Origin of the sequence: Caenimonas sp. SL110, assembly GCF_001044395.1 — a bacterium.
Classification (GTDB): domain Bacteria; phylum Pseudomonadota; class Gammaproteobacteria; order Burkholderiales; family Burkholderiaceae_C; genus Ramlibacter.
Window position 1 is genome coordinate 32,310 of the sequence record NZ_JANU01000041.1, and the last position, 12,434, is coordinate 44,743.

Here is a 12,434-nt window from a genome sequence, read left to right on the forward strand (position 1 = left end):
TCAGATGACCTTCGCGCGCATCAGGTCGTTGCTGTTCACAGCGCCTGCGAGCTTGCCGTTGGCATCCACCACGAGCACGCTGGTGATCCGGTATTGCTCCATCAGCTGCGCAGCTTCGACGGCCAGCGAATCGGCGCGGATGGTGCGCGGGTCGGGGTGCATCACCTCACGCGCGGACAGGGCGCGCAGATCCATTCCCTTTTCGATCTGGCGGCGCAGGTCACCGTCGGTGAAGATGCCGATGACGCGGCCTTCGCCGTCAACCACAGCGGACGCGCCCAGTCCCTTGGCGCTCATCTCGCGCATGAGACCGGTGAAAGGTGTATCTGCGCTGACTTGCGGCACGGCATCGCCGGTACGCATCACATCGGACAGATGCGTGAGCAGCTTGCGGCCCAGCGCGCCGCCCGGATGCGAGCGGGCGAAGTCCTCGGTGCGAAAGCCCCGCGCATCCAGCAAAGCCACCGCAAGCGCATCGCCCAATGCGAGCTGCGCAGTGGTGCTCGCGGTAGGCGCGAGCTGCAGCGGACACGCTTCCTTTTCAACGCCACTGTCCAGCACGATGTCGGCATGGCGGCCCAGCGTCGAGTTGGGGTTGCCCGTCATCGCGATCAGCATGGAGCCCATGCGCTTGATGACCGGCAGGAGATTGGTGACCTCATCGACTTCGCCGCTGTTCGACACGGCCAGCACCAGGTCGATCGGCTTGATCATGCCCAGGTCGCCATGGCTGGCCTCGGCGGGGTGCACGAACATCGCAGGGGTGCCGGTCGAGGCGAGCGTCGCTGCAATCTTGCGGCCGATGTGCCCGCTCTTGCCCATGCCCATCACCACCACCCGTCCCCGCACGCGCAGCATCACCTCCACCGCCCGGGTGAACGACTCGCCGGTGCGCGCCTTCAGGCCCTGCACGGCAGCCGCTTCGATATCGAACGTCTCCAGCGCCAGGGCCAGGGCCCGTTTCGCGTCGAAGCCATGGGCCTGAACCGGGGCGTCGGGTGCGTTCGTCACTTGCGGAAGATCCATGGGAGGCATTCTATCGAGGCGCTGTCGCAGGCCCTTGGTAGCATCTGGAAATGTCTTCGCTTGAAATCACGCTGCTCTATCTTGGCGCAGCCGTGTTTGGCGTGGTCGCATGCCGCTCGCTCAAGTTGCCACCGATGCTGGGCTACCTGGTCGTTGGCGTGGTGGTCGGGCCCAAGGCGCTGGCCCTGGGCGATCAGCCCGAGGCGCTGAGCCATCTGGGCGAATTCGGCGTCGTGTTCCTGATGTTTGTCATCGGGCTCGAATTCAACCTGCACAAGTTGCGGGCGATGCGCGCGCATGTGTTCGGCCTGGGGATGATGCAGGTTCTGCTCACCGTGGTCCTGATCACCTTTGCATCGCTTTTCCTGGCGGCGCTCGCGCCGACCCTCTGGAAGGTCGATTGGCGCACCGCGCTTGCGCTATCGGGCGCCGTCGCCATGAGCAGCACCGCCATCGTGGTCAAGCTGCTGGCCGAGCGGCTCGAACTGGAGACCGAACACGGCAAGCGCGTGATGGGTGTGCTGCTGTTCCAGGATCTGGCCGTGGTACCGATGCTGGTGGTGATTCCAGCCCTCAATAGCCCGCCCGACCAGCTGTTCACCGCCCTGGCCATTGCTGCGGCCAAGGCCACGGCGCTCATCACCGTGCTGCTGGTGGGCGGACAGCGTGTGATGCGCTGGTGGCTCACCATCGTGGCACGCCGCAAGAGCGAAGAGCTCTTCGTGCTGAACCTGCTGCTCGTCACGCTCGGGCTGGCATGGCTTACCGAATTGGCGGGGCTGTCGCTGGCCCTGGGCGCCTTCATTGCGGGCATGCTGATTTCGGAAACGGAATACAAGCACCAGGTCGAGACCGACATCCGCCCGTTTCACGATGTGCTGCTGGGCCTTTTCTTCATCACGATCGGCATGCTGCTCGACTGGCGCCAGGTGTTCCAGAACTGGGCGCTGGTGCTGCTGCTGGTGAGCTTGCCGGTGCTCTTCAAGCTGGCACTGGTGACGGCGCTGGCCCGCATGTTCGGGGCTTCGACAGGTGTGTCGCTGCGCACGGGCCTTTACCTGGCGCAAGCCGGCGAGTTCGGCTTCGTGCTGCTGACGCTGGCCAACCAGAACAAGCTGGTCCCCCCCGACCTGCTCAATCCGATCCTGGCGAGCATGGTGCTGTCGATGCTCGCAACACCGTTCATCATCATGTACTCCAACCGCATCGTGATGAAGCTGGTGGCCAGCGAATGGCTGCAGCAGTCGCTGCAGATGACCACGATTGCGCGCAAGTCGATCAACGTCAACAAGCACGTCATCATCTGCGGCTACGGCCGCTGCGGCCAGAACCTCGCGCGCATGCTCGAACGCGAAGGCATCCCGTACATGGCGCTCGACCTCGACCCCGACCGTGTGCGGCAGGCCGCCGCAGCGGGCGACTCTGTCGTGTTCGGCGACGCGGCGCGCCTGCAGGCCCTGGCAGCCGCCGGCCTGGCCCGGGCCAGCGCGGTGGTCGTGACGTATCTCGACATACCGGGCGCGCTCAAGGTGCTGGCTGTCACGCGCACGCACGCGCCTCAGGTGCCGGTGATCGTGCGGACACAGGACGACCGCGATCTCGAAAAACTTCAGGCGGCCGGCGCGACAGAAGTGGTTCCAGAGGCGCTCGAAGGCTCATTGATGCTGGCCAGCCATGCGCTGGCACTCGTCGGTGTTCCGATGCGCCGCGTGATCCGCATCGTGCAGGACCAGCGCGATGCGCGCTACAACCTGCTGCGCGGCTACTTCCATGGCGCTGACGACGACAGCGTCGAAGAGCGGGACACAGAGCGCCTTGCGACTGTGACGCTCCCATTCGGGGCCGGTTCTTTGGGCGGACCCATCAGCAAGCTGGCCTTGCATGCGATGGGCGCGCGCGTCGTGAGCATGCGGCGCGCCAACGGAAAGCCGGTCGATCCCGACTCGGACCCCGTGCTGGCCGACGGCGATACGCTGGTCCTTTCAGGCAAACCCGAGGCACTGGCGGTCGCCGAGGAAAAACTGATGCGCGGTTGAACGGCTCGGTGAATCAGGTGAAGTGACCGACCAGGATCGCTTCGCGCATGCGAACCGCGAGCACCGCTGCGAGTCCCTTCACCAGGTCAACGGCAAGCCTGGGGTGCTTGTTGGTCATTGCATCGAACTTGTCCCAGCTCAAGCCCCAAGCCACGCCGGGACAGGACGGCGTGACGGTCGCGCTACGGGGTGCACCCGAGAAAAAAGAGCCTTCGCCCACGACGGTGCCGGGCAGCAGCGTTGCAATGGCGTTGCCCAGAATGCTCACCTTCAGTTCTCCATCGGCCAGGATGAACAGCTCGCGCGCGGTGTCGCCCTCGGTCATCAGGGGGTCGCCTGGTTTGAGGAACCGCATGGAAAGATAGGGCGCTAGCGACTTCCACTCGGGAAGCGTCAACTTGCATTGCAGCGCGTCGGAAGCCTCCAGCTTGTTGATGGCGTTCACGAGCTGTTCGACATTCATGGGGAGTTCTCACCAGGTCCGAAAAAAACGTCTAGCGAAGCTCGCCGTATTGCGTGCCGCTCAAGGCCGGTCCCTTGGTTTCAGGCATCTCTGTGTCCTCGAAACCGGTGAGCAACGTGTAGCTCTGGGGTCCGTGCCGGGTGGAGCCGTCAAATGCCTTGGCGCTGGCTCCGTGTGCGTGCGCAGGATCGCGCGCCTCGGGTGCGAGAGGCGCTACACCAATGGCAGTTGACGCTGCCGAAGCCTTGGCGGCCGCGGCGGAAGCCGCCACTGCAGCGGCCGAAGTCGCCCCTGAAGCCAGAGCGCGTCTGAATGCTTCGACTTCGTCAGACTGGATGGGGTCGAATCGGGCTGGACCTCGCGCAGCCACGGGCTCCGGATCGGGATGCGCCTGCAGTGCGGCAGGGGCCGACTCCAGCACCGCAGGCAATGAGTCCAAAGGCACGGGGGTTGAATCGACCGGCGCAGTCTCGGTCTTCCTGGGGGAGGCAGCCACCGGATCGCCGACGGCGACGTGTTCGTTCATGCGCCAGTACACGGCCGTCACCACGATGTCGTGACGGGTCTTGGCGCCCTGCGCAATCAACGCCTCGATCTCGGCCAGGCGCGAGGTCTCGCCGCCGTAGTCACGTGCCAGGTCGCACATCACCAGAAACTGGCGGCCGCGCGCGTCGAGCGAAAGCACCTTGAATTTGTAGCTCGACGACAGAACGCCTGCGCGCATCATCGAATCGCGAACGACCTGATAGAGCAACTCACGGCGTGCCATGCGCTCGTTCTTGCGGTTGGCCGGTTGGCCGTTGCTGGTGCTGGAGCTTGCAGCGCCGTTCGAACCGGCGCCCGAACCGGACCGCCCCACGGGACGGGTGGCTTCCATGCGGGACAAGCCCGAGCTGTCGGGCAACGATTTGGCCGCGCGTTGGGACGGCGCGGGAAATAGCCAGCTGAAAAGAGACATGGCGGACACCTGCGAATGGCAATGGAAACGGGGCCTTGACCCCAGGCTTCCTGGGTCGGCCAGTGTATGCCCGGGTCGTGTCAGGACACCAACTTTTTCAAGGACGAAAGGTGTCGGCGTGAAATAGTTGTTGTGCTCACCAAGACGCTCAGGTCACGGCCACGCGTTTGGGCTTGTTGGCCAGACGCCGCGTCACGACGGAGCCGAGAGCCATCGCAATCTCCAGCGCTACTGCCGGCTGCCGGTTGCTCAGTTCGGTGAAGCGAATAGGCGTGAGGCACCACATCTTGGACGGCCCGGCCGCCTGCACGGTCGCATTGCGTGCAAGCCGTGTGAAAAACGCGCCCTCTCCGACGGCAGAGCCCGCACCGACCATTGCCAGCCGCACGCGCTCGTTGCCGTCCTTGTAATGGACGCTGAGCGTGCCCGACTCGACGAGATACAGCGTGCGATCCACGGCCCCCTGCTCGATGAGCACCTGCCCCTCCATCAGCGCGAACGGCGTGAGATAACCACCGAGCAACTCCCATTGCGCAGGTGTGAGTTGCGGATTGAACGCGTCGTTTGAGCGGTTGTGGGAGATCGCCTGGATGAGACCATTCAGGTCGAACTTCAGCGGTGTTCGTAGGGGTGCATTCATGGTTGCCCACAGTACCGCCAGTAAAGGGCCGGGGCAATGCCCGCTAACTCGTCCTTACACCTGAAACCTGATCGGCCGGGTTTGTATCAGCGGCTATGCCCGTCACTTCCCGATACAGAAGCTCGAAAATATCACCCCGAGCAAATCATCGGAAGTGAACTCGCCGGTGATTTCATTGAGCGCGTTTTGCGCGAGCCGCAGTTCTTCTGCGAGCAGTTCGAGTGCGCTTGCCCGCTGGGCGAGGTGCCCGTCGGCGGCTTGCAGATGCTCTTTCACATTTCGCAGGGCCTGAACATGGCGCTCCCGTGCGATGTAAACGCCTTCCGGCGCTGATTGCCAGCCGGCGACGTCCAGCAACTGGCGACGCAGGACATCCAGGCCGGTGCCATGTTTGGCCGAGACTTTCACGTGCGCATGCTCCCTCGGCCCTTCAACGGGCCCCGAAGGGGAGGAAGCCGTGACAGCATCGACTTTGTTCCACACGTCGATCACCGGCACCCGCCGTCCCAACTTCAGTTCAAGCCCGCGTGCGATCGCGCGATCCGCCGCGAGATAGTCCTCCTGCTGCGAGCGTGTGAGGTCGTGCAGGAACAGCACCGCATCGGCACCTTCGATCTGCCCCCAGGCGCGCTCGATGCCGATCTGCTCGACCTGGTCGTCACTGTCGCGCAGGCCGGCCGTATCGATCACATGCAGCGGCACGCCCTCGATCTGGATCGTCTGGCTCACGACGTCGCGCGTCGTTCCAGCCACCGGCGTCACGATGGCCAGCTCGGCGCCGGCCAGCGCATTGAGCAGCGAGCTCTTGCCGGCATTGGGCTGCCCCGCAATCACGACCTTGATGCCTTCGCGCAAGAGCGCGCCCTGACGCGCGCGCTGCATCACGCCTGCGAGCGATTGGGCCAGCCGATCGAGCTGGCCCTGTGCATCGGCCTGCTGGAGGAAATCAATCTCTTCTTCGGGAAAGTCGAGCGTGGCCTCGACCAGCATTCGCAGGTGGATCAGCGCGTCGCGCAGCTGGTGGATCTCGCGCGAGAACTCGCCGGCCATCGACCGGCTTGCACTGCGCGCTGCCGCCTCGGTGCTGGCGTCGATCAGGTCGGCGATGGCCTCGGCCTGTGCGAGGTCGATCTTGTCGTTGAGGAATGCACGCTGGGTGAATTCGCCCGGCTGCGCCACGCGCAGGTCCATCGCGGCACCCGCCTCCAGGCATCGTGCGAGAAGAAGCTGCATGACAACAGGGCCGCCGTGTGCCTGTAGTTCCAGTACGTCCTCGCCGGTGTAGGAGTGAGGCGCTGGAAAGTGGATCGCCAGGCCCTGGTCGATGGTTGATCCGTCTGCAGCCCGAAAAGCAAGCAGTGTGGCCTCACGCGGCTTCAGGGGCCGCGCGCAAATCGCTTCGATGAGGGGTGCCACCGATGACGCCGAGACCCGGACGATGCCCACCGCGCCGCGCCCGGGCGCGGTCGCAATCGCGGCAATGGGTTGGTCGTGTCGGGAAAACATGGATGCATCCCCAACCCTCCCCGACAAGGGGAGGGAGAAAGCCGTTACTTGAACTTCGGCAGATTGAATTCAGGCGGCACGCCCATGCGGACGTTGATGAGCCATTGCTGCGCGATCGACAGCACGTTGTTCGTGATCCAGTACAGCACCAGGCCGGCCGGGAAGAAGAAGAACATCACGCTGAAGGCCAGAGGCATCAGCCACATCATCTTGGCTTGCAACGGATCAGGTGGCACCGGGTTGAGCGCCGTCTGCAAGAGCGTCGTCAGCGTCATCACCACAGGCAGGATGAAGAACGGATCGGGCGTGGACAAATCCTTGATCCACAAGATCCACGGCGCGCCGCGCATCTCGACGCTGGAGAGCAGCACCCAGTAAAGCGCGATGAAGACCGGGATCTGGACCATGATGGGCAGGCAACCACCCATCGGGTTGACCTTCTCTTCACGGTAGATCTTCATCATCTCCTGCTGCATCTGCTGCGGGTTGTCCTTGTAGCGCTCGCGCATGGCCATGACCTTCGGGTTCACGGCCTTCATCTTGGCCATGGACTCGTAGCCCTTGGCCTGCAACCAGTAGAAGGCAATCTTGATGATCAGGACCAGCGCCATGATCGACCAGCCCCAGTTGCCGATGAAGCCGTGAAGCTTGTCGAGCAGCCAGTACAGGGGCTTGGAAATGATGGTGAAGATGCCGTAGTCCTTGACCAGATCCAGGCCAGGAGCAACGCCTTCGAGGACCTTTTCTTCCTGTGGGCCTGCGAAGAACGTCGCGTTGATCGCCTGGGTCGCACCGGGCGCCACGTTGACGGGCGTCACCATGGCAACTGAATAGAGCTCGCCCGTTTCCTTGCGCACGCGATGCTCGCGCTTGACGCCATCGGGCAGCACCCATGCGCTGGTGAAGTAGTGCTGGACCATGGCAATGAAGCCACTGGTGGATTCCTTCTGGAAGTCAGCCTTGTTCTTTTCGATGTCGCTGAACTCGATCTTCTGGAACTTCTTGACGTCCGTGTAGACCGCCGGCCCGGTGAACGTGCCGGTCGGGTTCGTGATGAACGATCCGCCCGACGTTGCGGCGCCCCGGACGATCTGCAGGTACAGCTGCGGTGCCTGCGGCGTCGTGCCGGTATTGATCACTTCATTCCTGACGGCCATGTCGTAATGGCCGCGTTTGAGCGTGTAGGTCTTGACCAGCTTCACGCCGCCCTTTTCGGGGGACTCGAACTTGACCGTCAGCTCATTGGCACCGTCTTTCAACTGGCGCTCGCCGCTGAAGGTCATCACCGTCGTGTGATTGGGGAAGTCGCCGCCGATCAGGCCCGAATGTGCAAGGTAGGTATGGCCGGGCACGTTGTCCAGCAGCACGACATTGCTCTGCTTGTCATCCGAGCGGTGCTTGAGGAATTCCGTGCGCACGACCGATCCGCCTTCGGTGTTGAACGTCACGCTCATCACATCGGTATTGACCGTGATCTTCTCGGAGGCCGCCGCTGGTGCAGGTGCAGCGGACGGTGTCGCGCCAGGCACGGCAGCCGCCGTCGAAGTCGCTGTCGCGGCAGGCACGGTGCTGGCGGGCACGCTGGAGGCGCCCGCAGGAGCCTTTGCCGTGGCTGCGGGCTGCGGCGTCGGGAAGAAAGTGGCCTTGTTGCCGTTGGAAACCTGCCATTGGTCCCACAGCAGCACCAGGGACAGGGTGAAGATCACCCACAGGACAGTGCGGCGAATATCGTTCATGAAGACTTCTTCTCGGAAAGGGGGGAGGTGTGAACCGACTTCAGCAGCTGTGTGAAGAGGCTGATGTCTTTGGCGGGCGGCACTGGGTCGTGACCGCCGTCGCACCAGGGATTGCAGCGAGCGATGCGATGAAGCGTCAGGTAGGACCCGCGAATGGCGCCATGGCGCTCGAGCGCTTCGATCGAATAGAGGGAACAGGTGGGCGTGAACCGGCAGGCCGAGCCCAGCCAGGGACTCAGGAGCAGTCGGTACGCCTTGACGACGCCAATCAGCAACCTGCGTATCATGCTGCAGCCTTCGCGAACAGGTTTTGCAGCTCGGCACGCACCGCGCGCTTGAGCGCATCGGACTCGGCGCTCACAAACTGCGCGCGATCAAAACCCGAGCGCAACCGCACCACATGGGCAGCCACGGGAAAGCTGTAGTCGCGGCTCACGGCGTATATCTGGCGTTTGATGGCATTACGGGTCACGGCACGCTTGGCCCAGCGCTTGGGAACCATGGCTCCAAGCCAGGGTTCACTAACGGCAAACAGGGCCTCAGGTCCTGTGGACCCTGGCCCTGTGGGCGGAGACTGGGGGCGCCCACTGGACGCCGATCTCTCGGACTCTTGCGCAATCTTTTGCGAGTCGGGGTAAAGCCCTGTGCGATGCAGCGCAAAGTGCGGTGTACGCGAGACGGTTGACCCGGCCATGACAGCCTGGAATTGCGCCCGTGTTTTCAGCCGCTGCATGCGCCGCCTGGGGCTGCCGGCAACAAAGCCGACTGCTTAGACAGCCAGGCGCTTGCGGCCCTTGGCGCGGCGTGCGTTGATGACGGCGCGACCACCGCGGGTCTTCATGCGAACGAGGAAGCCGTGGGTGCGTGCGCGGCGAACTTTGGATGGTTGGTAGGTGCGTTTCATGATGATTCTCGGGGGAACCCAGCATTATCCTGTAAATCGGCCATCCCGGCAAATCAGCCTTGCTGCGTTGCCCCTCTGGGGTGAGGGTCGGGGGGCGGGGCGCACCTGCCGCCTTTGACCTCTTGTCAAGGACAATTTAAGACCGACTTTGCACAAGTTCATCGCCAAATCGTCTTTGTGGACAACGTTTTGATAATCTAGAATCGCGACCTTTCCGGCAGCACTATATCCACAAGAGGCAACAGCCAAGAATGAGCGAGGGGCAACACAACAGCCTGGCGGCCAATGCCGCCCTGGGCGCGGGCGACAGCCTGTGGCAGGCCTGCATCGACCAGCTGGCGCAAGAGCTGCCAGAGCAGCAGTTCAACACCTGGATCAAGCCATTGATGGCCCAGGTTTCCGACGATTTTTCCAAAGTCACGGTGTTCGTGGCCAACCGATTCAAACTCGACTGGGTCCGTGCGCAATATGCGTCTCGCATCTCGAGTCTGCTTGAAAAGCTATATGGGCAGCCAGTTCAACTTGAGTTAGCGCTCGCTATCAGAGAGCCGACGGCGCGCACGTACAGCACCCCCAGCAGCCCTGAAATGGGCGCCGTGGCCGAACCCGCCGACCTGGGCGACGATGCGGCCAATGTCGCATTCAAGAACCGGCTGAACACCGGGTTGACCTTCGATACCCTGGTTGAAGGCACTGCGAACCGCATGGCTCGCGCAGCAGCAATGCACGTGTCAACCACCCCCGGTCATCTCTACAACCCACTCTTCATCTACGGCGGAGTCGGCCTGGGCAAGACGCACCTGGTGCACGCTGTGGGTAACAAGCTGCTGGCCGACAAGCCGGGCAGCAAGATCCTCTACATCCATGCCGAGCAGTTCGTGTCGGACGTGGTCAAGGCCTACCAGCGCAAGACCTTCGACGAGTTCAAGGAAAAGTACCACTCGCTCGACCTGCTCCTGATCGACGACGTGCAGTTCTTCGCCAACAAGGACCGCACGCAAGAAGAATTTTTCAACGCGTTTGAAGCCCTCCTGGCCAAGAAGTCGCACATCGTGATGACGTCCGACACCTACCCCAAGGGCCTGACCGACATCCACGAGCGGCTGGTTTCGCGCTTCGATTCAGGCCTCACGGTGGCCATCGAGCCTCCCGAACTCGAAATGCGCGTGGCCATCCTGATCAACAAGGCGCGGGCCGAAAGCGCCGACATGCCCGAAGAAGTCGCCTTCTTTGTGGCCAAGAACGTCCGTTCGAACGTGCGTGAACTAGAAGGCGCGCTGCGAAAGATCCTGGCGTACTCGCGCTTCAACCAGAAGGAAATCTCGATCCAGCTGGCCCGGGAGGCCCTGCGAGACCTGCTGTCGATCCAGAACCGGCAGATCAGCGTGGAGAACATCCAGAAGACGGTGGCCGACTATTACAAGATCAAGGTCGCCGACATGTACTCCAAGAAGCGCCCGGCCTCGATTGCCCGCCCGCGCCAGATCGCGATGTACCTGGCCAAGGAGCTGACGCAAAAGAGCCTGCCCGAGATCGGCGAGCTCTTCGGGGGCCGCGATCACACCACCGTGCTGCACGCCGTGCGCAAGATCGGTGGTGAGCGCCAGCAAATGACCGAGTTGAACCAGCAGCTGCATGTGCTGGAACAGACGCTGAAGGGCTAGCAGATGATTCAGCTGCTGCCCGCGCAAACCCTGTGGATGGTTCTGGCACAACCTGCCGGTTATCCACACGACCGGTCAAAAAGCAAAAGTTATCCCTGCGCCGGGTACACGAAACGCAGGCAGCATCACAGGCTTTTAAAGTCGCCAAGTGCTTGATGAAAAAGGGGAAAATAGCGGTTGTCCACAGAAGTGCCGCTCCCTTATCTAACTACTACTAAGTTAAATAAAGAATATTAAAGAGAAGAGGAAGACATGATCGTCTTGAAGGCAACGCAAGAAAAGGTGCTCTCGGTCCTGCAATCGGTGGCGGGCATCGTGGAGCGCAGGCACACGCTGCCGATCCTGGCCAACGTTCTGATCCGCAAGACGGGCAGCTCGTTGCAGCTGACCACCAGCGACCTTGAAATCCAGATCCGCACAACCGCGGACCTCGGCGGCGACAGCGGCAACTTCACAACGACGGTCGGCGCACGCAAGCTGATCGACATCCTGCGCACCATGCCCAGCGACCAGACCGTGAGCCTGGAGTCGAGCGCGAGCAAGCTGATCTTGAAAGGCGGCAAGAGCCGCTTCACGCTGCAGACACTGCCAGCCGAAGACTTCCCGCTGGTGCAGGAAGCCGCGAGCTTCGGCCCGGTTTTCTCGGTCCCGCAAAAGACGCTCAAGGACTTGCTGAACCAGGTCTCGTTCGCGATGGCCGTGCACGACATTCGCTACTACCTCAACGGCATCCTGTTCGTCGCTGAGGGCAAGCAGCTGTCGTTGGTGGCAACCGACGGTCACCGCCTGGCATTCGCCAACGCGACGCTCGATGTCGAAGTGCCGCGTCAGGAAGTCATCCTGCCGCGCAAGACGGTGCTCGAAATGCAGCGCCTGCTGTCGAACGCCGAAGGCGCGATCGAAATGCAGTTCGCGAGCAACCAGGCCAAGTTCAGTTTCGAGGGCATGGAGTTCGTCACCAAGCTGGTCGAAGGCAAGTTCCCCGACTACAACCGCGTCATCCCCAAGAACCACAAGAACACGGTCACGCTGGGCCGTGCGCCGCTGCTGGCGAGCCTGCAGCGCACAGCAATCCTGACGAGCGAGAAGTTCAAGGGCGTGCGCCTGAACATCGAGCCAGGCGTGCTGCGCGTGGCGAGCAACAACGCCGAGCAGGAAGAAGCCGTGGATGAACTCGACATCGACTACGGCGGTGACTCGATCGAGATCGGCTTCAACGTCACGTACCTGATCGACGCGCTGACCAACATGGAGCAGGACATGGTGAAGCTGGAGCTGGCCGATTCGAACAGCTCGGCGCTCTTCACCATTCCCGAGAATTCGACGTTCAAGTACGTCGTGATGCCGATGCGGATTTGAGGAAGGATGTCATTGCGGACCCGATCCGCAATCCATGACCCCGAATTCATGGATGCCGGATCAAGTCCGGCATGACAACCGGGTAAAGAATCCAGACCCGCCGATACAGGCGGGAATAGATGAAACCCGCCATCGAGGCGGG

Annotated in this window: 12 protein-coding genes; 3 read left to right on the forward strand and 9 right to left on the reverse strand. The window is 62.5% G+C overall.

Going from position 1 to position 12,434, the window contains the following annotated elements; all coding sequences use genetic code 11:
* Complete coding sequence (locus AQ12_RS17950; RefSeq protein ID WP_048441330.1) at positions 1-1,026, reverse strand: SIS domain-containing protein; 1,026 nt, start codon at positions 1,024-1,026, stop codon at positions 1-3.
* A gap of 50 nt (positions 1,027-1,076) precedes the next feature.
* Here AQ12_RS17950 and AQ12_RS17955 point away from each other — a divergent pair, with 50 nt between their 5' ends.
* Positions 1,077-3,062 carry a monovalent cation:proton antiporter family protein gene (locus AQ12_RS17955; RefSeq protein WP_048441331.1) on the forward strand — a complete coding sequence of 662 codons (1,986 nt, stop codon included), beginning with the start codon at positions 1,077-1,079 and terminating at the stop codon, positions 3,060-3,062.
* A 13-nt stretch (positions 3,063-3,075) separates the two neighbouring features.
* Here the strand turns inward: AQ12_RS17955 and AQ12_RS17960 are convergent, their stop codons facing one another.
* The 8 genes from AQ12_RS17960 to rpmH form a co-directional block, all read right to left on the reverse strand.
* Positions 3,076-3,525 (reverse strand): Crp/Fnr family transcriptional regulator, encoded by a 450-nt coding sequence (locus AQ12_RS17960; protein ID WP_048441332.1) that lies wholly within the window; start codon positions 3,523-3,525, stop codon positions 3,076-3,078.
* A 31-nt stretch (positions 3,526-3,556) separates the two neighbouring features.
* Positions 3,557-4,483, reverse strand: a complete 927-nt coding sequence (locus tag AQ12_RS17965; protein WP_048441333.1) for a hypothetical protein — start codon at positions 4,481-4,483, stop codon at positions 3,557-3,559.
* A gap of 148 nt (positions 4,484-4,631) precedes the next feature.
* Positions 4,632-5,123 (reverse strand): Crp/Fnr family transcriptional regulator, encoded by a 492-nt coding sequence (locus tag AQ12_RS17970; RefSeq protein ID WP_048441334.1) that lies wholly within the window; start codon positions 5,121-5,123, stop codon positions 4,632-4,634.
* Positions 5,124-5,225: 102 nt separating this feature from the next.
* Positions 5,226-6,629 carry a tRNA uridine-5-carboxymethylaminomethyl(34) synthesis GTPase MnmE gene (mnmE, locus tag AQ12_RS17975; protein WP_048441335.1) on the reverse strand — a complete coding sequence of 468 codons (1,404 nt, stop codon included), beginning with the start codon at positions 6,627-6,629 and terminating at the stop codon, positions 5,226-5,228.
* A gap of 44 nt (positions 6,630-6,673) precedes the next feature.
* Positions 6,674-8,365 carry a membrane protein insertase YidC gene (gene yidC, locus AQ12_RS17980; RefSeq protein WP_048441336.1) on the reverse strand — a complete coding sequence of 564 codons (1,692 nt, stop codon included), beginning with the start codon at positions 8,363-8,365 and terminating at the stop codon, positions 6,674-6,676.
* On the reverse strand, positions 8,362-8,652 hold the full coding sequence (yidD, locus tag AQ12_RS17985; protein WP_048441337.1) for a membrane protein insertion efficiency factor YidD: 291 nt from the start codon (positions 8,650-8,652) through the stop codon (positions 8,362-8,364). The genes yidC and yidD overlap by 4 nt, the downstream gene beginning before the upstream one ends.
* Complete coding sequence (locus AQ12_RS17990; protein WP_048441338.1) at positions 8,649-9,098, reverse strand: ribonuclease P protein component; 450 nt, start codon at positions 9,096-9,098, stop codon at positions 8,649-8,651. The genes yidD and AQ12_RS17990 overlap by 4 nt, the downstream gene beginning before the upstream one ends.
* A gap of 36 nt (positions 9,099-9,134) precedes the next feature.
* Positions 9,135-9,269: a 50S ribosomal protein L34 gene (rpmH, locus tag AQ12_RS17995; protein WP_027101598.1), complete on the reverse strand. Its 135-nt coding sequence runs from the start codon at positions 9,267-9,269 to the stop codon at positions 9,135-9,137.
* Between the two features lie 251 nt (positions 9,270-9,520).
* Here rpmH and dnaA point away from each other — a divergent pair, with 251 nt between their 5' ends.
* Both dnaA and dnaN read left to right on the forward strand, forming a co-directional pair.
* A complete protein-coding gene (gene dnaA / locus AQ12_RS18000; RefSeq protein ID WP_048441339.1) occupies positions 9,521-10,933 on the forward strand; it encodes a chromosomal replication initiator protein DnaA in 1,413 nt (470 codons plus the stop codon).
* Between the two features lie 252 nt (positions 10,934-11,185).
* A complete protein-coding gene (gene dnaN / locus AQ12_RS18005; protein ID WP_048441340.1) occupies positions 11,186-12,292 on the forward strand; it encodes a DNA polymerase III subunit beta in 1,107 nt (368 codons plus the stop codon).
* Positions 12,293-12,434: the final 142 nt, after the last annotated feature.